General features: G+C 57.2%; 19 protein-coding genes and 1 tRNA gene. 8 read left to right on the top strand and 12 right to left on the bottom strand.

The annotated features are described in order from the left end of the window. Nucleotides 1–47: 47 nt before the first annotated feature. From glk to HCU74_RS11530, 6 genes are all read right to left on the bottom strand, one after another. A complete protein-coding gene (gene glk / locus HCU74_RS11505) occupies nt 48–1,016 on the bottom strand; it encodes a glucokinase (protein ID WP_345889685.1) in 969 nt (322 codons plus the stop codon). After that, complete coding sequence (locus tag HCU74_RS11510) at nt 1,013–1,642, bottom strand: bifunctional 4-hydroxy-2-oxoglutarate aldolase/2-dehydro-3-deoxy-phosphogluconate aldolase (protein ID WP_168450567.1); 630 nt, start codon at nt 1,640–1,642, stop codon at nt 1,013–1,015. Before HCU74_RS11510 ends, glk begins: the two co-directional genes overlap by 4 nt. Nucleotides 1,643–1,655: 13 nt before the next feature. Continuing rightward, nucleotides 1,656–2,369, bottom strand: coding sequence for a 6-phosphogluconolactonase (pgl, locus tag HCU74_RS11515; protein WP_168450568.1), 714 nt, complete (start codon nt 2,367–2,369; stop codon nt 1,656–1,658). Next, nucleotides 2,366–3,838 carry a glucose-6-phosphate dehydrogenase gene (gene zwf, locus HCU74_RS11520; RefSeq protein WP_168450569.1) on the bottom strand — a complete coding sequence of 491 codons (1,473 nt, stop codon included), beginning with the start codon at nt 3,836–3,838 and terminating at the stop codon, nt 2,366–2,368. The genes pgl and zwf overlap by 4 nt, the downstream gene beginning before the upstream one ends. A gap of 33 nt (nt 3,839–3,871) precedes the next feature. Beyond that, complete coding sequence (edd, locus tag HCU74_RS11525) at nt 3,872–5,710, bottom strand: phosphogluconate dehydratase (RefSeq protein WP_246864616.1); 1,839 nt, start codon at nt 5,708–5,710, stop codon at nt 3,872–3,874. Nucleotides 5,711–5,836: 126 nt separating this feature from the next. Further along, nucleotides 5,837–6,319 carry an MgtC/SapB family protein gene (locus tag HCU74_RS11530; RefSeq protein WP_345889686.1) on the bottom strand — a complete coding sequence of 161 codons (483 nt, stop codon included), beginning with the start codon at nt 6,317–6,319 and terminating at the stop codon, nt 5,837–5,839. A gap of 157 nt (nt 6,320–6,476) precedes the next feature. Between HCU74_RS11530 and rep the strand changes: the two genes are divergently transcribed. Further along, nucleotides 6,477–8,483 (top strand): DNA helicase Rep, encoded by a 2,007-nt coding sequence (gene rep, locus HCU74_RS11535; RefSeq protein WP_168450570.1) that lies wholly within the window; start codon nt 6,477–6,479, stop codon nt 8,481–8,483. A gap of 15 nt (nt 8,484–8,498) precedes the next feature. Here rep and HCU74_RS11540 read toward each other — a convergent pair whose 3' ends face one another. The 4 genes from HCU74_RS11540 to HCU74_RS11555 all read right to left on the bottom strand — a co-directional run bounded on the left by HCU74_RS11540 (nt 8,499) and on the right by HCU74_RS11555 (nt 12,210). Next, entirely contained in the window at nt 8,499–9,395 is an 897-nt protein-coding gene (locus tag HCU74_RS11540) for a trypsin-like peptidase domain-containing protein (protein ID WP_168450571.1), read from the bottom strand. A 193-nt stretch (nt 9,396–9,588) separates the two neighbouring features. Further along, nucleotides 9,589–10,017 carry a c-type cytochrome gene (locus HCU74_RS11545; protein WP_345889687.1) on the bottom strand — a complete coding sequence of 143 codons (429 nt, stop codon included), beginning with the start codon at nt 10,015–10,017 and terminating at the stop codon, nt 9,589–9,591. 174 nt (nt 10,018–10,191) lie between these two features. Beyond that, nucleotides 10,192–11,178 (bottom strand): DUF4785 family immunoglobulin-like domain-containing protein, encoded by a 987-nt coding sequence (locus HCU74_RS11550; protein WP_168450572.1) that lies wholly within the window; start codon nt 11,176–11,178, stop codon nt 10,192–10,194. 24 nt (nt 11,179–11,202) lie between these two features. Then, nucleotides 11,203–12,210, bottom strand: a complete 1,008-nt coding sequence (locus tag HCU74_RS11555; RefSeq protein WP_168450573.1) for a hypothetical protein — start codon at nt 12,208–12,210, stop codon at nt 11,203–11,205. Nucleotides 12,211–12,513: 303 nt separating this feature from the next. Between HCU74_RS11555 and HCU74_RS11560 the strand changes: the two genes are divergently transcribed. From HCU74_RS11560 to HCU74_RS11575, 4 genes are all read left to right on the top strand, one after another. Next, the gene (locus HCU74_RS11560; RefSeq protein WP_168450574.1) at nt 12,514–13,422 is read left to right on the top strand and encodes a hypothetical protein; all 909 of its coding nucleotides are present in this window, start codon (nt 12,514–12,516) and stop codon (nt 13,420–13,422) included. A 91-nt stretch (nt 13,423–13,513) separates the two neighbouring features. After that, nucleotides 13,514–13,590 (top strand) — tRNA-Arg (locus tag HCU74_RS11565). A gap of 1,459 nt (nt 13,591–15,049) precedes the next feature. Continuing rightward, a complete protein-coding gene (locus HCU74_RS11570) occupies nt 15,050–15,958 on the top strand; it encodes a type IV toxin-antitoxin system AbiEi family antitoxin domain-containing protein (RefSeq protein WP_168450575.1) in 909 nt (302 codons plus the stop codon). Then, nucleotides 15,955–16,821 carry a nucleotidyl transferase AbiEii/AbiGii toxin family protein gene (locus HCU74_RS11575; RefSeq protein WP_168450576.1) on the top strand — a complete coding sequence of 289 codons (867 nt, stop codon included), beginning with the start codon at nt 15,955–15,957 and terminating at the stop codon, nt 16,819–16,821. Before HCU74_RS11570 ends, HCU74_RS11575 begins: the two co-directional genes overlap by 4 nt. Nucleotides 16,822–17,095: 274 nt before the next feature. Here the strand turns inward: HCU74_RS11575 and HCU74_RS11580 are convergent, their stop codons facing one another. Next, complete coding sequence (locus HCU74_RS11580) at nt 17,096–18,340, bottom strand: cytochrome P450 (RefSeq protein WP_168450577.1); 1,245 nt, start codon at nt 18,338–18,340, stop codon at nt 17,096–17,098. A gap of 234 nt (nt 18,341–18,574) precedes the next feature. Between HCU74_RS11580 and HCU74_RS11585 the strand changes: the two genes are divergently transcribed. Then, nucleotides 18,575–19,765, top strand: a complete 1,191-nt coding sequence (locus HCU74_RS11585; RefSeq protein ID WP_168450578.1) for a class I SAM-dependent rRNA methyltransferase — start codon at nt 18,575–18,577, stop codon at nt 19,763–19,765. Between the two features lie 132 nt (nt 19,766–19,897). Then, on the top strand, nt 19,898–22,033 hold the full coding sequence (locus HCU74_RS11590; RefSeq protein ID WP_168450579.1) for a TonB-dependent receptor: 2,136 nt from the start codon (nt 19,898–19,900) through the stop codon (nt 22,031–22,033). 44 nt (nt 22,034–22,077) lie between these two features. Here HCU74_RS11590 and HCU74_RS11595 read toward each other — a convergent pair whose 3' ends face one another. Beyond that, on the bottom strand, nt 22,078–23,118 hold the full coding sequence (locus HCU74_RS11595) for an NADP(H)-dependent aldo-keto reductase (RefSeq protein WP_168450580.1): 1,041 nt from the start codon (nt 23,116–23,118) through the stop codon (nt 22,078–22,080). A gap of 129 nt (nt 23,119–23,247) precedes the next feature. On the opposite strand from HCU74_RS11595, the gene HCU74_RS11600 reads away from it, so the two are divergent. Further along, complete coding sequence (locus tag HCU74_RS11600; protein WP_168450581.1) at nt 23,248–24,381, top strand: porin; 1,134 nt, start codon at nt 23,248–23,250, stop codon at nt 24,379–24,381. Nucleotides 24,382–24,392: the final 11 nt, after the last annotated feature.

Raw genomic sequence — 24,392 nt, forward strand, 5'->3', positions numbered from 1 at the left:
CGCACTCGGGTTTTACGTCGCTCAGTGCCCTGCCGATGGATTTTTCGCTACGCCATTGAATTACGGCTCAGTGCCCGGGCGCAGCCGATCAGCCCCGGTTCCTCAGCCAACACTACCGCAAGGGGTATTTTTTCGCAGTAAGCCTGAAAGCGCCCCTTGGCGGTAAAGCCGCGATACAGCGCTTTAATGTCGAGTATATCAAGCATCTGCGGCAAAATGCCCCCGGAGAGATAAACGCCGTCCAAGGCGCCGAACGTCAGTGCCGCATCCCCCGCCACTGCGCCCATTACCGCACTGAAGTCGGCAACGGCGCGCAAACAGTGCGGGTCCCCCGCTCGCGCCCCGGCCGTCACCTCCGCCGCACTCAGTTCGCCCTGCACCCCGGCCAATCGGCAATTTGCCCAATACAAATTCGCAAGTCCCATGCCAGACAGCAGTCGCTCTGCGGACACACGGGGAAAGCGTTGCCACAACTGCTCGAGCAGTTGAGCCTGATGGCCATTGGCAGGCGCAAAGCTCACGTGGCCACCCTCGGAGGGCAGAATGTACCCGTCCGGAGTGAGTGCTGCCACTCCGAGGCCGGTACCCGCACCGAGCACCGCAAGGGGGTATCTGCGCACGATCGTGGGGCGAACATCGCCAACCCATAGAAATTGATCAGGGCCGAGCCCGTCAATACTGAGCACCTGCGCACTGAAATCGTTGATAACCTCCACCGGAATCGTCAACTCACGGCTGAGCATCGACGGATTTACCCGCCAGGTGCTGTTCGGCAGGCGAATATCACTCTGCTCAACCGGCCCTGCCACCGCCAGACAGATTCGGGTAAAGCGCAATAATTGATGCTGAGCCATGTAGGTACGCAGCGCGTCGGCAAGGTCTGCAAAGCGGTCGCAGCGGTATTTTTCAAGCCCCTGTAACGGCCCCTGGTCGCCGACAAAATAGGCAAACCGCGCGTGGGTACCGCCAATATCCGCGACCAGCTTCGCGCCTGTATTTGCGTCTATAGCGGTCACCGTTTACCCAGTTTCGCCGCCTGCTGAGCCAGCGCTGCGACCGCCCCCCAGTCCTTTTCCCGAATCGCCGTTTTGTCGAGCATCCAACTGCCGCCCACACAGAGCACATTGGGCAGGCCGAGATAGTCCGCTGCGTTATCCAGATTAACTCCCCCGGTCGGACAAAAGCGCAGCTCGGGCAGGGGCCCGGCCATCGACTTGAGCATGGCTACGCCCCCCGCAGCTTCGGCAGGAAAAAACTTCATATACTTGACCCCCCGCTCGCGTAACAACATAGCCTCGCTGGGGGTATTGACACCGGGCAGCAACGGCAGGTTCGCCGCAATGGCCGCGTCCAGCAGGCGCGGCGTGCACCCGGGGCTGACCAGAAATTCCGCCCCCGCCGCCTGGGCATTAACGACCTCCTCCGGGGTCGTCACCGTTCCGGCGGCGATAATCGCCTCGGGAAAGGTCTGGTTGATAATGCTGATGGCGGCCAGACCAAACTCCGTGCGCAGGGTGATCTCCAGCACATGCAGTCCGCCATCCAACAGTGCCTCGGCAATGGGCACGGCGTCGTCGAGATCGTCGATCACAATCACCGGTATAACCGGACTGGCGCTCATCACTCTTTCCATATTCCACATAGGTTACTCCTGCTCAGGGCGCCCAAAATACACTAACGGAGACTCTCTCCTGGTGAAGCAGGGCGCTGACCGGCACTGCCCTGCGGTTGTCGTTGAGCTTGGCCCGTTCGTAAACCTCACGCTTGTCGTCACCGGTCAGTAGCAACCAGATTTGACGCGACTGCAGCAGTGCCGACAGCGTCAGGCTCATACGCTCAAGATTGTCGCCGGTTACCTCACTGGGCTGAGCCATAATCGGGGCGCAGAACGCCCTATTGTCGAGGTCGAGGGCGGTGTCCAGGCCTTCAGCGAAGGGAAACAGGGATGCCGTGTGGCCATCACTCCCCATGCCCAGTATGGTCAGATCGTAGGGTAGCTTAAGGTCGAAGTAGGCTTCATTACAGGCAGGTTGGCCAAGCAGCGCCGAGACCGCCGAATTTTTCATACCGATAAATCGCGCTGTGGCCGCCCTGTTCTTCAACAGGCTACGACGAATAAAGGCCTCGTTACTGGCGGGGTGGTCAGGCGCAACCCAGCGCTCGTCTACCAGGCCGACATCCACCTTTTCCCAATCAAGAGGCAGCGCCGACAGCGAGCGGTACAGGGGCTCCGGGGTCGAGCCTCCCGACACCAATAAACTCGCGTGCAAGCCACTGCTCAACGCCTCCCTGAGCAGTACCTCTGCGCTTTGCGACAGGGTCTGGAACATGGCATCACGATCGGCAAAAAACTGCTCGGTTATTGTCATTTCAACGCCTCGCCACTGTTAAACCAGGAAAAACCGTCCTCCGCCAGCAGCTCGTCGGATTCATCTGGCCCCCAGGTTCCGGCCCGATACAGATGGGGTGGCTGACTGGCCTGCTGCCAGGCTTCGATAATCGGGTCGATCCATGCCCAGGCGTTGGCCACTTCATCGCGGTGGATAAACAAGCTGGAATTCGCCGCGACCGCGTCGAGGATCAGGCGCTTATAGGCATCACTTTTGACGTGTTTATAGCTTTCGGAAAAATTCAGGTTGAGGCTGGCGGGCTGCAATTGCATGTCCAGAGTATTCAAGTCCTTGGACATCATTATCAGCTGTATGGTCTCCTCCGGCTGCAGGCGAATCACCAGGCGGTTCGGCAATAAGGGCCCCGCCGACGGCTCGTAGACCCGATGTGACACCCCTTTGAACTGAATCACTATTTCGGCGCTGCGCTGCTTCATGCGCTTGCCGGTACGCAGATAAAACGGCACCCGCGCCCAACGCCAGTTATCCACATAGGCGCGCAGGGCCACAAAGGTTTCGGTGGAGGAGTTGGGCTCCCCCAGTTCTTCCAGATACCCCGGCACCAGCTTGCCATTGTGGTTGCCCGCCACATACTGCCCCCGAACGGTATGCTTGAACACCTCATCCCCCACCATGGGGCGCAAGGCTTCGAGTACTTTTACCTTTTCCGCGCGAATGCTGCTCGCCTTCATTTTGTGGGGAGACTCCATCGCCACCAGACACAACAGTTGCAGCAGGTGATTCTGCACCATATCCCGCAGCGCACCGGCCTCGTTATAAAACCCGGCGCGGCCTTCAAGGCCCACGGTTTCAGATATACTGATCTGCACGTGATCGATGGATTTAGCGTCCCACAACTGCTCGAAAATCACATTGGTAAAGCGCAGCGCCATCAGGTTCTGCACCGTCTCCTTACCCAGATAATGGTCGATGCGATAGATCGCCGTTTCATCGAAGTAACGCGCGATTTCATCGTTGATGGCATTCGCGGAGGCCGCGTTATAGCCAAGGGGTTTTTCCACCACCAGACGGCTGTTGGCTGAAACGAGTCCATATTCAGACAGGTGCTGACAGCACACGCCAAAGATCGCCGGAGGAATGGCAAGATAAAACACCCTCACCCGATCAGCTGCGGTATTCAGCAAATCTGCCAGGGTCTGCCAGCGCGCATCGGCGGTTTTGATATCCAGTGCGCACGGAGTAAGGTAGCTACTGAACTCGCTGGCCTGAGCCTGATCGTACTCCCCCTCCAACAAATGTTCGCGCAGCGCAGCATCTGCCTCGGCAATGTATTCGCTGGCCGTCAGCGCGCCGCGATAGCAGGGCACCACCCGCGAACCCTCAGGCAGTTTTGCCTCACCAAAGGCACGGTAGAGCGCGGGCACGATCTTGCGAAAGGCCAGGTCGCCGGAACCGCCGAAAATCACGATATCAAAGGGTTCTGCCATAGGTTTCCTCCCGGTTGTAGCTGACATGGGCCGCTACTGCGTAGCCAGGGGGAAGACCGTTGCCCCCTCCTCCGCGCTGGTGACCAACTGCCGAAAACCGCTAAACAGCTCTCGCCCCATACCTTGCTGACCGGAGCCGGAGAATACCGCCGCCGCTCGGTTCAAGGCCTCGACGTTGAGGGTCCGCAATACCCCCTTGTCAGCATCCAGCTCCAGCATGTCGCCGTCCTGTATACACGCCATCGGACCACCATCAAGCGCTTCCGGGCTGAGGTGGATCGCAGCGGGCACCTTACCCGAGGCCCCGGACATTCGGCCATCGGTGACCAGCGCAACGTGAAAGCCCCGGTCCTGCAACACCCCCAGTACCGGGGTCAACTTGTGCAGCTCGGGCATGCCGTTAGCCTTTGGCCCCTGAAAGCGCACCACCGCAATAAAGTCCCGCTCCAGCTCACCGGCATCAAAGCGCTGTTTGATTTCATCCTGATGCTCAAACACCACCGCCGGCGCGCACACCCTGCGGTATTCCGGTTTGACCGCCGAGGTTTTAATCACCGCCCGACCAAGGTTGCCACGCAATAGTTTCAGACCACCCTCGCGGCTGAACGGCGCAGCGCAGGTGCTGATAATGTCGCCGTCCAGGCTCGACTCCACGCCAGCGCGCCAGCGTGCTCGCCCCTGTTCGAGATGGGGTTCCTCACAGAATCGACGCATCCCACCCTCGCCGAGAATCGTCTGCACCTCGTTGTGCAGCAGGCCGTTGTCCAGCAGTTCGCGAATCAACAAGGCCATGCCCCCGGCCGCCTGAAAATGGTTTACGTCGGCACTACCATTGGGGTAAATCCGGCACAGCAGGGGCACAACATCGGACAAATCCGCCATGTCCTGCCAGTCGATAACGATGCCCGCCGCTCTGGCAATGGCGATCAGGTGGATGGTGTGATTGGTTGAGCCCCCCGTGGCCAGTAAACCGATAATACCGTTGACGATGGCTTTTTCGTCGATAATTTCCCCCAGAGGCTGGTAGCCGGGAGACAGGGTTGATATTCGGTCAAGCTGCTCTACCGCTGCCACGGTAAGCGCCTCCCGCAGTGGCGTGCCGGGGTTGATAAATGAACTGCCGGGCAGCTGCAGCCCCATTATTTCGACCAGCATCTGGTTGCTGTTCGCCGTGCCGTAAAAGGTGCAGGTGCCCGGGCTGTGGTAGGACTGGCTTTCCGCCTCCAGCAGGGCATCGCGCCCGACCTTGCCCTCGGCGTAGAGTTGCCGCACACGCACCTTTTCCGCGTTCGACAGGCCGCTGAGCATCGGCCCGGCAGGCACAAACACACAGGGCAAATGACCAAAGGACAAGGCTCCGATCAACAGGCCCGGCACAATTTTGTCACACACCCCCAGACAGAGCATGCCGTCAAACATATCGTGGGACATAGCGACCGCAGTGGCCATTGCGATGGTATCGCGACTGAACAACGACAGCTCCATCCCCTCGCGCCCCTGGGTCACTCCGTCACACATCGCCGGCACCCCTCCGGCAAACTGAGCCACCGCTCCGATCTCGCGCGCCGCGCGCTTGATAATTGCAGGGTAGTCTTGCAGGGGCTGATGGGCGGACAGCATGTCGTTATAGGACGACACAATGGCGAAGTTGGCCGCGCGATCCACCGCCAGCATCGACTTGTCGTGGGCATCTGAGGCGGCAAAACCATGGGCGAGATTGCCGCAGGACAAATGCTGACGAGACACACCCGGCTGGCGAGCACGGCGAATTTTATCGAGGTAGGCGGCGCGACTGCTGCGACTGCGATCGGCAATACGTTCGGTGACCTCGATAACCCTGGGGTGCATGGGCTTGGGTGTCGTGGGGAGCATAATGCTTTGGCCTCCTGGCGCAGCTCACTGGCTGCCGCGCTCGCAGTTGATGGTCAGACGATCAAATTCGCAGTAGGTAGCGACAGCGCCATTGTTTCTTGCTCTGGTGGCTATTGCTCCGCGGCGCTAGTTCTTGCCCCTCCAGTCACTATAGCGGCCGTGCACACCACGGGAAAAAGTGGTGGAATACTCTTCCAGCAGATCAACCCCACATAGAATTGCCACCACCAGCAGGGACAGTTTTATCGCCACAGTCCCGCCAACCACCGGAATACAGCAGCCAATGGCCGCCAGCACCCAGATGGTCGCCGCCGAGGTCACCCCCACTACTACACCGTCTTTTGCAAGCATTACGCCAGCTCCCAGAAAGCCGACGCCGGTAACCACCTGACCAATAATGCGCGAGGGGTCTGCCGCCGCGTTGCTGACCTCCATGGAAATGACGATAAACACATAGGTGCCGAGCACGATCAGCGACGAGGTACGAATGCCCACGGGCTTGCCCCGCAGCTGGCGCTCAAGGCCGATGATTGCGCCGCACAGCACCGCCGAACCAATAGCGTGCCAGTCAAAGGGGGCAATAGATGAAAGGGTCTCCGGGATTTTCACTGTTTGACTACCTGTGTGATCGCTTCCCCTTTAGACTAGCTCAAGCGCCGAAAAATTCGGCACACTTTATTTGTCTATTTGCGGGTCAAGTTCTGTTTAGCCGCTGCGACTGGTACAATTTGCCGCCCCGAAATCCCCATCACCCCGCAGGCCCCTTGTGAGCAAACTGAACGACCGACAGCGCGAAGCGGTGCTTTATATCGACGGCCCCATGCTGGTGTTGGCCGGTGCTGGCAGTGGCAAGACCAGTGTAATCACCCGCAAAATGGCCTACCTGATTGAAAAATGCGGCATACCCGCACGCCATATCGCCGCGGTGACCTTTACCAACAAAGCGGCCCGGGAGATGAAGGAGCGGGTCAGCGCACTGGTAAAGGGCAAGGAAGCCCGCGGCCTGACGGTGTCGACCTTTCATAACCTGGGCATGAATATTCTGCGCCGGGAGTACGCGGCGCTGAAGTACAAATCCGGGTTTTCCATTTTTGACGCCCAGGATGCCCAGGCGCTGATCCGCGACCTGCTGATTCAGGAACACGGTAGCGATGGCGACCAGGCCGATAAGATTCAGCACCGCATTTCCCACTGGAAAAACGAATTTATTCTGCCGGAACAGGCGGTGCAGGAAGCGGAAACCCCCGCCGACATCCTCTGTTCCCAAGCCTACCTGCGCTATCAAAAGGCACTGAAAGCCTATAACGCCCTCGATTTCGACGACCTGATTCTGCTGCCGGCCCTGCTATTTGAAAATCACCCGGAGATTCTCGACAAGTGGCAGCACAAGATCCGCTACATGCTGGTGGATGAATATCAGGACACCAATACCGCCCAGTACAAATTGGTCAAACAGCTGATTGGCAATCGCGGCGGGCTGACGGTGGTGGGCGACGACGACCAGTCTATCTACGCCTGGCGGGGCGCCAAGCCGGAAAACCTGGCACTGCTGGGCAAAGACTACCCCCACCTGAAAGTGGTCAAGCTGGAGCAGAACTACCGCTCGACCGCGCGGATTCTCAAGGCGGCCAACACCGTTATCGCCAACAACCCCCACGACCTCGAAAAGGCACTGTGGTCAGAACTGGGCATGGGCGACCCGATCCGCATCATTCGCTGTCGCAACGAAGACGCCGAGAACGAGCGGGTGGTCACCGAGATTCTCGACCACAAACTGCGCACCGGCGGGCGCTTCGGTAACTATGCGGTGCTCTACCGGGGCAACCACCAGTCCCGTCTGCTGGAGCTGAAATTACAGGCCCACCAGATTCCTTACAAACTCAGTGGCGGCACCTCGTTTTTCGGGCGCAATGAGATCAAGGACATCATGGCCTACCTGCGGCTGATTATTAATCAGGACGACGACAACGCCTTTCTGCGCATCGTTAACGTTCCCCGCCGAAAACTGGGCACCTCGACACTGGAAATTCTGGGCAGCTATGCCACCGAGCGGGAAATCAGCCTGTATAAGGCCTGTGAGGAAATGGGCCTGGCCCAGCGCATGCCCGAAGCCGCCCTCGCCCGTCTGCAGGAATTTACCCGCTGGCTGGATGGCCTGCGCCGACGCTGCTACGAAGATGACGCCATAGCCGCAGTACGCCAACTGTGCAACGACATTAATTACCTCGACTGGTTGATTCAAAACAGCTCATCGGTCGCCGTCGCCGAGCGGCGCATGGCCAACGTCAACACGCTGATTGAATCGCTGGAAAAAATGCTCAACGACGAGGAGCGCGACGAGAGTTTTGAGGAGGCGATCAGCCGACTGGTATTACGCGACCTGCTGGAACGCCAGGAGAACGAAGAAGAATCCGCCGACCAGGTGCAGCTGATGACCCTGCATGCCGCAAAGGGGCTCGAATTCCCCCATGTGTTTATGATCGGGCTGGAGGAGGGATTGCTCCCCCACCAGAACAGTATTGACGATGATATGGTCGAGGAGGAGCGCCGCCTCTGCTACGTTGGCATCACCCGAGCCCAGCGCAGCCTGACCATGACCTATTGCGCCAAACGCAAGAGCTTCGGGGAATTCACCACCTGTGAACCCAGCCGCTTTCTTGAGGAGCTGCCACAGGAAGATGTTGAGTGGGAGGGCAAGGCCGGCGCCGACCCCGCGCAAAACCAGAAGCGCGGCGGTGAAACCCTGGCCAGCCTGCGGGATATGCTGAGCTAACGCGCCCTTCAGGCCTTACAGATCACCCGCCGCCGAAAACTCGTCATAGGCCATCAATGTGACCCCTTGCTGAATAAAGCCGTGCTGTTTGGCGTAGTTCAGCGCCTTGTTCAGGTTGACCACACCGTTGCGCAAGGGATTGATCGACACCCCCGCCGTTAACACACTGGTCACCGCCAGCGCTCGCCCTGCGCCGTCGAGCACCGGGCCTCCGCTGTCACCGGGTACCGCAGGTGTATCTGTCACCACGTCATAGGACCAGCGCTCCGGAGAGACACTGACCACTTCACCTGTCATGGTTTCCAGGTTGCGGTTGCCGCCATGGTTGGAGGAACGACCGTACAAATGTATTACCGTACCCGTGGGTACGACATTGGTCGCCAGTGATCGCGGCCCGCCGAAGGCACGCACCGCCGGATGAATATTGGCGATATCCGCCACGTTTAACTGAACCAGAGCAAAGTCATTCAGCCGGCAGGTCTCGCCACCCGGCTCTTCGCCAACCTCTTGCATCGCCCGCCAACTGGTGTACACCAGCACTCCCGGCTTGCTCGCATTTTCGATGGTAATTTGGCTGAATCCTATAGGCAGATTATTGGTTTCGCAGGGATCGATATTCTGGTTGGTATCGGGGCTGAAACAGTGAGCAGCCACGCCCAGATACACGGTTGTATCATTAAGTTTGTAGAGAAAATTACTGGTACAACCGGAGCCGTCGGCACTCACCCGCACACCGGGGCGAATCTGGCTGTTAACGGGGTCGCCAAAGTCGTTGGACGCCCCACCGGGTGAGCCGCCATCGGCCGGGGTCACTGGCGTGTCGCTGTGTGAAGACTTGGTTGTGCTGGAGTTGCTGGAACCACCACAGGCGACCAGGCACAGTGCCAGACTCACTAATAGAAGGGACTTCATTGAACCGATACCCGCTGCAAATTGCCAATTAATGTAACGTACTCACTATGGCATATCTACGTAGCAATTGTACGTAAGGATCTTTTTGTGCCGCAGTGGCCGCACCGGGGAATGGGTTACAGGGGGCGACGAAGAGAGGGAGCAGAAACAAAAATGCCGCGACAAGCGCGGCATTCGACAGCGTTACAGCGTGTTACTTGCTGTTTTCAACCATGTAGTCCACAGCTGCGTTGACTTCTTCGTCGGAGCAGCTCATGCACAGGCCCTTGGCGGGCATCATGCCGATATTGCTGAAACCGTTGATTGCGTTGGCATAGACCTGATCCATGCCTTTCTTGGTGCGCTCGGCCCAGTCAGCCTTATCGCCCAGTTTCGGTGCGCCGCCGGCGCCTACGCCGTGACAGCCCTGACAGCTGCTTTCATACACTTGCTTGCCGGATTTTGGTTCACCACCTGCTGCCGCCATTGCTGACCCACAGCTGTTGTCACCCTGCAAACACACCTGGCCTTCGGCACTGATACGCGACTCGACCTCAGCACGCTGCTTGTCAGTCAGTGCCCAGGCAGACATACCTGCCATCAGCGCCACTACCACAATCAGCTTTTTAACCATTTGATTCATCACTGTTTTTCGCCCTCTCGAAAATAGCGGCCGCTCAGCCTAAAATTCTGGCGCGCATTATAACGGGAAGCCCCCCATTACTCCACTGCCTTAGGCCCTGAGGCATTTTTGCCATTTTTTACCGCGAAAAAAAGGCCGCGCTGAGCGCGGCCCTGTGTGGAGAGGAATCAACCCTTACTCGGCGACAATGCCATCCAGCCGGCCAGCCATTTCCAGCAAGTCCTTGCGACCAAAGGGTTTTGCGGTGAACTGGGTAGGTAAGTAGGGCGCGGTAATCAGCACGTTGCTTTCCACGGCCCCCAGCGCATTAGGCATGCTTCCAGTGGTGCCCAATGTCACAGAACGCAGTTGCAGAGGGCCGGTCGCCCCCAGTTCGCGGAGGATCAACCCGTAAAACTCCAGATTGATCCAGTGCTCGCCCGGCTCCAGCTCAAAGCTCTGCTGGGCAAAGGCTACAGGCTGCGAATCCAGTCCTGCCAGCACCCCCGACAGATGGAAGCGACCCGCCTTTTCCACCCGCACCTTGGCGCCAATGCGCAGGTTGCCATCGGCCAGGCTGTCGCGATAATTACCGGTCAATTGCGCCGCCGGGCGACTCAGCAGAAAGCCGGTCATTGTGCCACGGCGAATTTTACCGTCGGTGGCGGCGACCTTCAGACCCATATTGCGAGCGGCACCTAGCTCGGGTTGCCAGTCTTCACTGATCACCAGCTGTCCGGTGTAAATGCCATCGCCGGCAGTGACATCACCGCCTCGACCATCGTCCTTTAACGGCAGTGAAGCAATCACCGCGTCAGCCGAGGGCATCAGCTCCGCCTCCACCGTCCAGTTATCATGGTTCAACGGCAATACCGCCGAACTCAGCTGAGCCTGAAGGGTAACGATGTCACCCGCCTCGTAGCGGCTGGCATCGGCCCACACCGTCAGCATGGGGCCATCGCCCCCACCCTGACTTACCCGCGCGGGTTCGCGCTCGGATATCAGCGGGTCTACTTCGGTAAGCAATGGCTGCGACCACTCCGGGTAGCGGGCCATGTCTCGATAGCTGGCGGCGGCCTTTTCCGCGAGGTTGGGCACTGCAGCGGATTGCGCAAACAACGGCCCGGACAGCACAGTCATTAAAGCGCCACTGAGCAGCGAAATTTTCGTCGTTTTGTTCATTGTTGTGGTTCTCCAATCGCTGACTTAGTAAAGAATGCTGATGAATTTCGCGGTGGTCATGGAGCTTTGCACCTGGGTGTTAGGCGCACAGCTCGTTCCGCTGCACGTCCAGATACCATCGGGAATCTGGCGACGGGTGTCAGAATCGCTGTCGTCGCGCTCATCGCCGTGGTTTTCATGAGCAGCGTCGAGATTGAAGAACCCGGAGACTTCCTGCTTGTAGTTGTTGCCGCAGGCGTTGCTGTTGTTATAGCTGGCACCGGCACTGCCGTCACAGGCAAAAATAGAAGCATACTGCACCACCCCGTCGTCCTCACCGCTCAAGCAGGCGCTTGCGCCAAATATGGCCTCATAGCCGCCAGTCAGGTAGATATTCTTCGCCGGTGCCGAAGCGTAGGTACGCACCTGGACGTCGTTAGAACTACGCAGCCACCAGGTCGCATCGTCACAACTCTGAATCCAGCCTGCAAACCAGTTGCAGCCGCCGCTGGACTGCCCGCATACCGCGTCCGCCCCTTCAGAGCCACGGTGAGCACCACCGGTCGTAATTGCCATGCTTACGCGGCTGGCGACCAAATCGTAGGGACCGTTGTAGTTGTAATTGGGATCTGAGCTATCGTTGTTACCCAGAATATAGTCGGTGATGACACCACCCATGCTGTGGGCCACGATCCAGAAAGTGCCGCCCTGGGCATAGGTTTGAGCACAGCTATTACCGCCGCCGTCGCTACCGCCATTGGTCGCGTTGACGATTTCATTGGCGACTTCGCCCGCCGACTCGGCCTCCCAATAGGGCTTGGTACCGTTGTAGCCCACCACATAATATGACGCCTGATAATTCTTGGTGGCCGTGCGCACAAAATCATCGGAGCCATTCACCCAGTAATTTCGGGCAGCGGTATAAGAAGTGTAGGTATTTGTGTCGGTCTGCTTGCCATGGACAAATATCAAACAGGGTGCCGCAAGGGCATCTCCCGCGACCATCAACAATAGTACGCCCAGTGCTCGCCGCACTGAAGACAGCTTCTTCATAGAGTTTTCCCCTTTTTATCAATTATTTGGGCAGTAAACCGCACTGCCTGGAGGTGCCTTCCACCATGACCACTCAAAAATCGAACACAGCGGACGACAAAGTGAATATAGATTCACATCTTGAACTTACACCAATAGCCGCAGCCTATAGTCACAATTTAATAAATTTATGAAGTAGTACCGAATTTGGCGGCGAAAATAGTCGAAAAGCGTCGATGCGGCTATAAGGCAGCGCGGAGGAATGTACCTCTCTGGCGAGTCCTGCATATAATGTGCGCTATAACAACGCCAGGAGGCACCGCAATGGATGCGACAAGAACACTCACCCTGCTGGTAGCATGGATAACGCTGACACTCCAGCCCTCCTCCGCGTGGACACTGGAGCCTCAGCCCGGGCAGATATACTCCAGCGGCACCACCCTGACCATAACCAGCCTCGGCGTCTCCTTGAACATACCGGAGGGCTGGCGCGCCGCCCTTTCCCCCGACGGCGAAGCCCTGCACATGGAACCCCTCAGCGGCGGCGCAATGCTTTTGGTTTTCGCCGACACCATGAATCAGGCCAAGGCCCTTGAAACCATGCAGGGGCCTGTCCCGCTGGATTCAGGGCTGCAACTGCACCTTGAAGGGCAAGTTACCCAAGCCAGGAGTGGAGAGCTATCGGCCAGCTACCGCATTCCCTACCAATCCCACCTGAGCGCCCTTGGCCATGCGCAAACCGACCACAACGGCACAAGCATTGCGCTATTTCTCATCGCCCCCGTCACAGATTTAGCGGCGCTAAAACCGTCCCTGCAAGCCGCCGCAAACAGCGTCACCTTCAATAAGCGACACACCTCTCCGACCACCAGCAAGACCGTCACTCAGGAGACGAGCAAAGACCTTTGGGCCGACTACCTGAAAGGCAAACACATCGTGCGTTTCTTTAGCGGCTCCGGCTACACCGAGGAGCAACATATCTGGCTGTGCAGCGATGGCGGCTACTACCGCAGCTTTAACGGCGGCGGCTGGGGAGGAGGCGCCTCCGGCGCGGCCCAAAGTCACTATACCGGGAAATGGCGGGCCACAGGTGCCGGCGAACACGGCCAATTACACCTGCATAATCAGAGCGGCGCAGTAAGTACCTACCAACTACGATGGGACTTCGCCAAGAGCCATCTCTACGTTGATGGCAAGCGGTGGCTGCATGACGAGAACAAGGCTTGCCAATAGCCAGCACTGATGTTGAACAAGAAACCGTCGATAAATGACCCAAGCCAATTGAGTCCCTTACATCCCTTTGCTATAGTTGCGCGTCCCAAAACCGCCCGTAGCTCAGCTGGATAGAGCGTTGCCCTCCGGAGGCAAAGGTCAGAGGTTCGAATCCTCTCGGGCGGGCCATTTTATGCCGATAAAATACAATAAAAACAAATAGATACTAGCGAAACCCTAAAATAGCTCGAAACCCTGAAAATTGCGCTTTTGAGACAATTCTGGGGCACTCAGGATTTCAAGGACAGAAATCAGGGTGAGAAAGTGGCCACTTTCACCAAGCGAGCCGGCAATAAGGTTCAAGCCATACTTCGCAGAAAGGGCTATGAGCCCCAATCCAAAACCTTTGCAAACCTAACCCTTGCCAAACAGTGGGCGCGCCTCGTCCAGTCCGAGATGGATCAGGGGGATTCCTGCCTACCAACCAGACCAAAGCGACAACCATTGCCGAGGCCATCGCCCAGTACGGCAAAGAAGTGGCCCCCACCAAAAAATCGGTCGAATCGATTAATTGTCGGTTGAAGCGGCTAGATCGCCACTTGGGGCACCTGACGTTAGCGGCGGTCACGCCTGGTACAATCCAAGAGTATCGGGATTTTCGGGCGCAAACGGTCAGTGGCGATACGGCTGGAAAGGAAGTACAGCTACGCCGAGAGATACGAAGAATGGTGAGGATCGGACAATTCCTATGTCCAGCAGGGTAGTATCAATCCTCGCAAAAGAGCCGCGTCATATTTCCGGCAGGGTATACCCTATCCACAGCGATTCAATTACGCAGGCGCGTGATCGGGTTTACAAAAAGGCGGGGACTGAAGACCTACGCTTCCACAACCTGAGGCATGAGGCGACGAACCGTCTGTGTTAGCTGGGGCTTGGGATAATGGAAGTAACCGCAATTACGGGGCACAAAGATTTGGCGAAGCCGATGCGGCATACGCATCCAAAAGCGGAGGGTTTAGCCGAGAAGCTCCGATAACTATTGGTTTGATGAGCTATACATTTAAGGCTAGGCTATCAAGTGCGGTTTATTATTCAAGGCAGCATGGAGCTTGATTTACATGGACTTTGTATTGTTTTGTTCTTGGCGGGTGCATAAGCATTGCTCTTGTCATCCTGAAATCCCATACAATTTAGCGTCTGTCACAAGATGAGAGAGTACCTCAGCCTAATATTTGGCTTCGCCGGGGTAGCATTTGCAGGTATCGCTCTGTTCTGGAGTGGTGGTCAATCGTTCTTAGTAACTTGGCCCGGAGAACGCTTCTTCACACCCTATAGTCACAAAGTCGCATATATCAAGAGATTGTGTGAGTTACCCGGGCATTTGCAAAAGGTGTTACTTATTAACATCAACTAAAAATCAACAGGTTAGCGACGATGCCCGAATGTGCCGCTTTCTCAAAAGAAAACTTTGCTGGAGTGGAGCGTTTTCTTTGAGGCTGCCTGAAAAAAGCAACTTCAATACTCTACCATCCGTCCTAAGGACGGATGGTAGAGTATTTTTAATGGTTTTGTCAACGCCGCAATTTCTTGACTTTATTCCTCTGGAGGTATATATGTCCTAAGGACATATATACCTCCAGCATCTTCAATGAAATTAATACGCGCTGTAACTTTATCAATAGGCGACTTGGAAAAGCCTGTAGCAACTCCCTACGATTTGGGGCGGATTCTCTATGGGCTCTACAAGCACAAGAGCTATCGGGGTGAGCCAATCGCGAGCTTGCAAAAAGATCGACCAGATTCAGCTGATCTAGGTCGAATCACTCGTGAGCTATTGGATTTGGGGGTGATCGAACCCCCCCGGCAGTTTCCTGGCTCAACTTATACCCTCTTGGGCAAGCAGCCTGAATCTCCTGAGGATGCTGCCTGTTCAATCGACCCTTTTTGCTACCTATCCCATTTGAGCGCCATGTCGTTTCACGGCCTGACAGACCGCATACCTAGCAGCTTGCATTTTTCCAGACCCGCGCCAGCTGACTGGAAAGTCGCCGCCGAGCACTTCATGAAAGCAGAGCTGGGGGATGACTTCCCGGATTATGTTGAGGCAGGCATGCCCACGCTGCGGAAGTACACTTTTGATCGATTGGGGCAGACTCGCCTTCAATGGTTCCACTCCAAACACCTTGGAGCCTTCAAGAAGCTGACGAACCGGCAGTTACGGGTATCAACAATCGGTCGAACGTTTCTCGACATGCTTCGGAATCCTGAGCTTTGTGGTGGCATGAGTCATGTTCTGCGCGTGTTTGACGAGAACGCCTTGCGCTACCTGAGACTGATAACTGACGAAGTGGATCGCCACGGGAAGGGGATTGATAAAGTTCGCGCAGGCTACCTGCTTCAGGAACGCCTGGGCGTGAACGACAATGCAACAATCAATTCCTGGGCGGAGTTTGTCCAACGAGGCGGCTCCCGGAAGCTTGACCCCTCAGCAGAGTATATTCCTGAGTGGTCTGACCGCTGGTGTATCTCTCTCAACTTGCCGGAAGCAACCTCTTGAGCCGGATTGAAGAGACCGACAATATTTCCGAATGGGTTGAGGCAGCTACCACTCCAGATAACCTTGAGTTTCGCCAGGCCGTTCACACCATTTTGCAGGGCATCTCACTCCAGCAAGACCTTCGGGTTTGTATGGTGTTGAAAGGCGGCATTCTTATGGCGATTCGCTACAAAAGCCGTAGGTTTACCAAGGACATTGACGTTTCGACATCATATTCACTGGCCGATCTTGATCAAGATGCCGTGTCGAGGCAGCTAAATGACGGATTCGCGCTCGCCACAGAGATATTGGACTACGGGGTGGCCTGCGCAGTACAGCGCCTCACCATACAGCCCAAGGGTGTTAAGAACCCGTCTTACCCGTCGATGTCCATCAAGATCGGCTACGCGTATCAGGGCACCCCAAAGCATCGACGACTGATGAATGGGCAATCGCCTACGGTCATCGGTATTGACTACAGCTTAAATGAAGAGCTGCCAAATCCCGAGAGCCTCAAAATTCTCAACGGCGACGAGCTATTGGCCTATTCACTGATAGACCTTGTGGCTGAAAAGTTGCGCTCTCTGTTGCAGCAGGAGTCTCGAAACCGCTACCGGCGGCAAGATATTTTCGATCTGCACCTGGTGCTGACAGGGATTGCCAATTTTGACGACGAGGATCGTGGTCAAATATTAGCCTCGCTGATGACCAAAGCCCGTTCAAGAGATATTGAGCCTCACATGGACTCCCTGGACAACGAAGAGCTTCGACGGCGGGCAGAGCACGAGTACCACACCCTGGCCGACGATACAGAAGGTGAGCTGCCGGTTTTCAGTGAGGCTTACGAAGTAGTCCGCGAATTTTATCGCTCATTGCCCTGGTGATTTTGGGAAAAATTATTCGTGAATTAAATTATTTAGAATTAGTCAGTTGATTTGAAAAGGCATTTTATTGTGCTTCGGAGGCAAAGGTCTGAGTTTCGAATCCTCTCAGGCGGGCCATTTAAGAGGAGCACGCCGGCACCAGCCCTACTCGAACGCTGTAAGAGGTCAGGCGAACGAAATGAGCTGGAACAGCTGCGGCGACGGACAGGAAAACGGGGGTAGAGCCCCCCATCACCATGGCACCCACTGCTCACGCAAGCAACGGGTGTTCAACTCATCCGGGGTCGAAGGTAATCGGCATCGACTTGATGGTGTTGATAAAGAATGAACGCATATAAGTCACTTCCCCGGCAAATTTCGGGTTGCGCAGGCGTGGAATCAGTTCTTCAAAAATAATCTTCAGTTCCATTCTTGCCAGGTTCATACCGAGGCAAAAGTGTTCGCCGATGCCGAATGAGCGAATTTCCCGGCGCATATTGGGCAGCCGCTTAGCGCGGTGGATGTCAAAGGTCATGGCGTCGTCGCCGTAGGCGTCTTCGTCGTGGTTGACGGCATGGTAGTGCAGCACCACCTTGTCACCTTTTTTAATCTTGTAACCGTTCCACTCGATGTCCTGGGTCGCAGTGCGGCGCATGGCGATAAAGGCGGTGTTGTAACGGAGCATTTCCTCAACCGCATCGGGAATGTCCTCGGGGTGCTGTACCAGGTGCTCCAGCTGGTCGGGGTGCTCCATCAGCAGGCGCATACCGTGGGCGGTCGCGGTTCGGGTGCTTTCGTTGCCGCCCACCATAATCAGAATAAACATCCATGCAAACATTTCTTCGTTCATAGGCTGGCCGTCAACTTCGCCGTTCAGCAGTGCTGCAACGACGGGGCTGGTGGGGTTTTCCCGTTGTTTGGCAGCCAACTCAGCGGCGTAGGCGATCACTTCAAAGCTCACCGCATTGGCTTCGTCGCGGGTGGTCGCCAAGTCCGGGTCGTCAGCAAAGGCCATCACATTGGTCCATTCGAAGAACTGTTTGCGATCTTCCTGTGGCACACCGAGCAACTCGAGAATCGCCATCAGCGGCAATTCAGCGGCAACATCTTCAACAAATTCGCATTCGCCACGGCTTGCTACCCGGTCGATAATGGCGCGAGCACTCTGGCGCAGCCAGGCCTCCATATCGGCGACCGCTCTGGGGGTGAAGGCATCACGGACAATTTTCCGGTATTTCATATGCTTGGGAGGGTCCATCGCAATAATGATGTTTTCCTGCATAATCGCCTGAATCTCTTCTTCTCCCGCCGGGACTTCCATAGGGAAGGCACCCTTCAGGTTGGACGAAAACAGGTCAGGGTTCTGGGAAACGAAGTCCAGCGCGTCGCGCTTCACCACCGCCCAATAAGGCACGCCGTTTTCCGCATCTTCCATGTACACCATCGAACCTTCGCGACGAAATTTCGCCAGCTCCTCGTAGGGCATACCCTTGGCGTAGGTATCCAGGCTCAACAGATTGGCAAAGGGGCATTGACTCATTGTTATTTCCTCAAAAATTGCCGCGGCCTGACAGGAGGGCGGTCTATTACTGTTGCTGTAACCAGCACCGATAACCAAGACTAGCAACGCCCCATGCCGCAATCGAGTTCATAATGGGCCAAGGCATATGCCAATCCGGTAACCAGCTTTCCACTTCCGGGCATTGATCGGTGCTGGCGCGGCTCCGCCCAAACCGCGATAATGCGCCTCCACCTGCCCATACCGGAGCCACCCATGACCCTTGCCACCCTGCGCCTTGCCAAAAACGAAGAACGCCGACTGCGCGGGGGACACCTGTGGATTTACAGCAACGAGGTAGATAAGCAGGCATCGCCACTGAAAACCTTCGAGGCGGGCCAGCAGGTCATTGTGGAGTCCTCCCAGGGCAAGGCCCTGGGCGTCGCCTACGTCAATCCCCAGTCATTAATCTGCGCCCGTATGCTCGGCAACGGTGACAAAGCCTTTGGCCAAAAGCAGATTGAGCAACGGATTCAGCAGGCGCTGGAATTACGTGACACCCTGTTCCCCCAGCCCTGTTATCGACTGATATACGGCGAAAGCGATTTGCTGCCAGGTCTGGTCGTCGACCGGTTCGGCGACCACCTGTCGGTGCAGTTCAATACCGCCGGAATGGAAGCCCTGCGCGAGCCGGTGCTCGCCGCCCTGCACAAGCTGCTGGCACCCAAGTCTATCCTGCTGCGCAACGACGCCTCGGTGCGCGAACTTGAAGGACTGCCCAGCGAGATTGTCAGCGTTTATGGCGACTCTCCGGAGGATGTAGAACTGATTGAGAACGGCGTGCGCTTTCTCGCCCCGCTGGCCAGCGGCCAAAAAACCGGCTGGTTCTACGACCAGCGCCCCAACCGCGCCTGGTTACGCGACCTTGTACCCGGCAAACGGGTACTGGATGTATTCAGCTATGTCGGCAGTTTTGGTGTGCAGGCCGCCGCCTTCGGGGCCGCCGAGGTCTGGTGTAACGACGCATCGGAACTGGCCCTGGAAAAAGCCCACGAAAATGCCGCATTGAATGGCGTCGGTGACCGGCTCAATACCCTTCACGGCGATGCCTTTGCCGCCCTGCGCCAGCTTAAGGATGACGGCGAGCGCTTCGATGTCATCATTGTTGACCCACCGGCTTTCATCAAACGCAAGAAAGACCAGAAAGAGGGCATTTTGGCCTACCGGCGAATCAACGAGCTGGCTATGCGACTGCTCACCCCTGGTGGCTATCTGATCAGCGCCTCGTGCTCGATGCACATGCCCCGGGAAGAACTGCTGGATATTGTCCGCGCGGCCTCCCGCCACGTCGATCGCCATGCCCAGGTTCTCGCCGAAGGTATGCAGGGCGCCGACCACCCTGTGCACGCGGCCATTCCTGAAACCCGCTATCTCAAGGCAGTGTTAAGCCGAATCAGCCGAAACTAAGCCTGGCACTGCGGCTAGGGCTAGACGGGAAAGCTTAACCAACAAATGCAATTGATAAATATTATCAATTGCATTTGTATTTATCGAAACATAGAATGCCCTGCGACCCTTGTTATGATCGCAGGACGCCCCATGCCCAGCCCCACCCTATTCGGCAAGCCACTACCCTCCGCCACCGTCGCGGTCACCACCCTGACATTGCTCGGCTCGCCCGCGGTGCTCCGAGCCGAAAACCCCTCGCCAAAACTGGAGGAGATACTGGTCACCGGCGAGCCCATGCAACGGCAGGCCATCGACACGGTATCAAGTATCAGCATCGTCACCGGTGAAGATATTCAGGCCCGCAATATTCGCGACATCTACGACCTGCTGTTACGCACCCCCAATGTCAGCGCCGCCAAGGAAGACAAGTTTTCGGTACGCGGCATCTCCAACGAAGGTATTGGCCCCGGCGGCACCGGCCGACCCACGGTCAGCGTGTTTATCGACGGCGCCCGCCAAGCGGGGCGGGGCGTCGGCAATACCTGGGACGTCGAGCAGGTAGAGTTTTACCGCGGCCCGCAATCGACCGCCTTCGGCCCCGGCTCCCTCGCCGGCGCCATCGTCATTCAAACCACGCCGCCGTCAACCGACGCCTACACCGCCAAACTGAAACTCGGCGCAGCCAATGATTCCGGCCGCGAAGCGGGTATCGCCCTCGGCGGGCCAATAGCCGGCAACCTGGGCTTTCGCTATGCCGCCGAAACCAATCAAACCGATGGGGAGGTCACCAACACTACCCTCGACGACGACACCTGGCAGGCCCGCCACCGCTACATGCAACGCATTAAACTCGGCTGGGCTGGTGACGGCAGGTACTCGGCACTACTGAGTGTACAAGGCAGCAAGCTCCGCGAAGGCAACGAATACCTGCCGCCAAATACCGCCGAACAGCGCATTTCCACCGACAACGTTGCGGGCTACTACAACGACGACAGCTTTGTGGTGTTGCTGCGCCAGCAGCTGGTTCTGAGCGAGGCGGTGACCGCCGCACTGATTCTCACCCACTCCGACAGCTACAACCAACGCAAGGGCGACTACGACGTGTCTGCCGAGGACAACGGCTTTTTCGTCAACACCACAGACACCCTGAACACCGCGCTGGAATTGCGCCTGAATTATCGCGGTGAGGGCCTGCGCGCAGTGGCGGGCTTTTTCCGCAGCCGCGACGAGCTGGACGGCAGCTCTGTAACCAAGGGCTTGAAGTACAATCTCGGTGGCGTACAGGCCCGCGCCGACGCGGATTTATTCGCCCTGCGTAAGGCGAACACCCACGCCCTGTACAGCGAAGCCGATATCGACATCACCCCCGCTGTTACAGTCACGCTGGGTGGACGCTATGAGGAAAATACCGCCACCAATCGCAGCGCGTTTTTTGTGACCGGCGCCTATCCCATCGACCCGGTGACCGGCACCACCACACCGACGGATATCAGCCCCGCACTGGCCGCCGTACTGGACAGCGACACCACCGCTGATAGTAGCGACGCCGTATTTCTGCCCAAGCTGGCGCTGAGCTATCAGCTCAGCGATACCCTGAGCACCTTTGTGTCGCACAGTTACGGCTACCGAGCGGGGTCTGTGGACTTTGTCAGCGACGGCGAATCCCCCACCTACGGGCCGGAGTACACCCGCAATACCGATCTGGGCGTTAAACTCCAATTGGATAACTGGTTTGTGCAAAGCACGCTGTTCCGAGTGGACTACGAGGACATGCAAATCGGCGTGCGTGTTGATGCCTCCAACTTTCGCACCGACAACGCCGGCAGCGCCAGGGCCCAGGGACTGGAACTTGAGCTTCGCGGCGATCTGACTGCGACACTTGGTGTATTTGCCGGTATCGGTTACACCGACACCGAGTTCACCGACTACGAAGACGACGGCGTGGACTATGCGGGCAATCACTTTCCCAACGCACCGCGGCTAACCGCCAATGCCGGTCTTTCCTATCACCACCCCAGTGGTTTTTTCGTCAACACCAGCTGGGCGCGCACCGAATACAGCTTTGTCGATCGCGACAACAATGACAGTCTACAAGCCGATGCCCGTGATCTGTTCGCGACACGCCTGGGATATCAGGGCGATCATATCGGCGCCGAGATCTACGCACAAAACCTCGGCGACAAATTCTACGTTACCGATCGCTTTAACAGCCCCTCACTGGGCATAGATGCGGTCTTTGTCGGCGACCCAAGAGAGGTCGGCGCACGACTGCACTATACCTTTTAACCACGCAGCCAGCCCGGGCAAGTCAACTCGTCAGGCTGCGCTACTCAAGGCGCCGGGTTGGGAAGCTCGGTGTGTATCGCTTCAATCTGCGCCAGAACGTCTTCACCAAGCACCAGCTCAGCGCTATCGATATTACTGCGCAGCTGCTCCATCGAGGTGGCACCGATAATATTGCTAGTCAGAAAGGGCTGGCGATTAATAAACGCCAGTGCCATCTGGGCGGGATCGAGGTTGTGAGCCTCAGCCAGTGCGCAGTATTTTTCTGTTGCGACAACGGCCTGAGGCTTGTTGTAACGGGAAAAACGTTCGAACAGTGTCAACCGGGCATTGTCCGGGCGCGCACCGTTGCGGTATTTGCCCGTGAGCATGCCGAAGGCCAGCGGCGAATATGCCAACAACCCCACCTGTTCACGTACGGCCATCTCCGCGAGACCAATTTCAAAACTGCGGTTCAACAGGTTATAGGGATTTTGAATACTGGCGACCCGAGGCAGATTGTAACGGTCTGCAAGCCGTAAATAGGTCATCAGTCCCCAGGGAGTTTCGTTGCTGATCCCCACTGTTTTGATTTTACCCGCTGCCACCAGCTCGCTCAGGGTTTTCAGAATTTCGTGTATTTCGCCTTCTGCATCATCACTATCACTGTCGCTGTGCTGATAGCCCAGCTTGCCGAAAAAATTGGTGTCGCGATTGGGCCAGTGAATCTGGTAAAGGTCGACATAGTCCGTTTGCAGGCGCTGTAAACTGCCCTCCAGCGCGGCCATCAGGTCTGCGCGATTCAGCCCACGACCATCCCGCACATGGGCGTGCCCCGGCCCCGTCGCCTTGGTCGCCAGCACTACCTCCTCGCGGCAATCGCGCTCGCGCAACCACTCGCCAATGTACTGCTCAGTACGCCCCTGAGTCTCGGGTATCGGCGGCACCGGATACATTTCCGCGGCGTCGATAAAATTCACCCCCCGCGACAATGCGTAATCCAGCTGCGCAAAGGCTTCGCTTTTGGAGTTTTGCTGGCCCCAGGTCATGGTGCCCAAACAAATTTCACTCACTTCTATATTGGACTTACCCAATGTCCGGTATCGCATAGTACCTCCAGAATAATTAAAGCGTCGTCGCAAACAACCGATGCCGCGCAGCTTGCGTAAACATGGCCAGTCATGCAAGCCCGTACTTCTGTTCTATACTTCAGAAACCTTACAGGAAAGTGTCGCCCGATGAATCACCTCCGCTGGATCTCCCCCGTTATAGCCCTGACCCTCGCCAACCCCGTGTTTGGAGATTCCGAGCCGACAGTGGAAATTCACACGCTGTCCACCGACCCCGACAGCACAGCGACCTACCAAAGCCCCTACGAGCAACGGATTAACACCCTGCAACATCAGCCGGTGTCCTGGCTGCAGCTTTACGGCATCGCCGAACTGGAAAAATCCCTGCACTGGCAAAAACCCGTTGCCGGGTCGGTTGCCGGCCACTATGACCGCGACCGCAGCGAGCACGCCCTGCGCACCCTGCAACTGGGAGCCTATGCCGAGTGGAACGAGCACCTCAGTGCCGTGGTCGTGCTGGAATCCGAGTACGCCAAGACCGGCTACAACCGCGCTGACGAAGCCTATGTTACGGTCGCCGGCGGCGGCCTGGCCCTTAACGCAGGGCTTATGTACTACCCTATCGCCCTGGTTCACGGTCACTTTATCACCCCGCCGCTTCTGGAATTTGCCGAAACCCGCCAGCCCGGCGCACTGCTCACCTACACCTGGCAGGGGCTGAGCCTCGGTGGCTTTATCTACGAGGGCGAGGCGGATCACAGCAGTAAAAACCCTGACAGCGACTGGGGCTTTAACGCCCATTACGTGAACCGGAACGGCTCCCTTCATCTGACTGCCAGTTATATCGCCGACATTGCCGACAGCGAAGGCCAACTGCTGCTGGACCAGGGCAATGGCTACGGCAAACGGGTCGGCGCCTACGGTGCCAGCGCACTGTATGGCTGGCGCGATGGCCTGGCTGGCGAGGTCACCGCGGAAATGGTAGTCGCCGCCGAGGACATGCCTGACATGCCCGCTGGCCTGGAACGCCCGGCCTCAGTCAATCTGGAGCTGGCTGTTTTTCCGGCGGAAACCTGGCAATTTGCCTGGCGCTACGAGGAAAGCCGCGACCTGGCCGACGCCCCCGCCCGTCGCTACGGGGTCGGTATGGGTTGGCAATTTATGCCGCGACTCAATCTTGCCGCCGAGTTTATGCGCAGCAAGTTCAACCATAGGGACTCCGCCCTGATGGTCACCGACAAGCACGGCGATACCCTGCAGGAACGCTATACCTTGACCACCCAGCTCACGCTGATCTTTTAATCGTCACCGGG

The organism is Spongiibacter thalassae, assembly GCF_012272835.1.
Classification (GTDB): domain Bacteria; phylum Pseudomonadota; class Gammaproteobacteria; order Pseudomonadales; family Spongiibacteraceae; genus Spongiibacter; species Spongiibacter thalassae.